This window comes from Microbacterium sp. GXF6406 (genome assembly GCF_054798215.1).
The window spans coordinates 1-520 of the sequence record NZ_JBSJZH010000075.1 but is presented as its reverse complement, the minus strand read 5'-3'; the positions used below and the strand labels follow the sequence as shown (position 1 = coordinate 520).

The 520-nt window shown below is 58.8% G+C and carries 1 protein-coding gene; it reads right to left on the bottom strand.

Features of this window, described 5'->3' with window-relative positions; all coding sequences use genetic code 11:
* Window positions 1-85: 85 nt before the first annotated feature.
* Entirely contained in the window at window positions 86-409 is a 324-nt protein-coding gene (locus ACWAUG_RS13660; RefSeq protein WP_460802844.1) for a hypothetical protein, read from the bottom strand.
* Between the last annotated feature and the right edge of the window lie 111 nt (window positions 410-520).

Below are 520 nucleotides of genomic sequence, written 5' to 3'. Positions count from 1 at the left end.
GGCTTGACGCCCATCGAGTTCGAAGCCAAGCTAGCCGAGCCGCTCACACTCGCGGCCTAAACCGAACCTGTCACCAGTTCCTTCCTCACGCCCGCACTGCCTCATACAGCGCTTCGACCTGTATCGGCGTGATGACGTCTTCGCTTTCGTCGTGGTCGGCGTCGTATCGAACGGACTCCTGGCGTGGGATCGAAACGTTCGGTGCGGCAGGAATGATGCCCTCGCGAGCGGCTTGGCGCAGGATCATCATGAGCACAATCAGCACCGGCCTTGTGATTCCGTTGAACTTCGACTTCGGATTCAGCGGTGCCGGTATCTGGTCGAGGCGATCTGTCATCTCGCGAATACGATCGGCGTCAATCTCTTTCAAAGGAGTATCACCAAACTCCGGGACGAGATACCCCGTCACTTTGCCCGCGTAGGAGCGAACCGTTCCAACGGCGGGTCAAGTCCCGAGTAGTGGTGTAGCGCTGTCCTTCGGTGTTGATGGTTAGGCGCTGAGTTCGAGGACGGGCTGTTC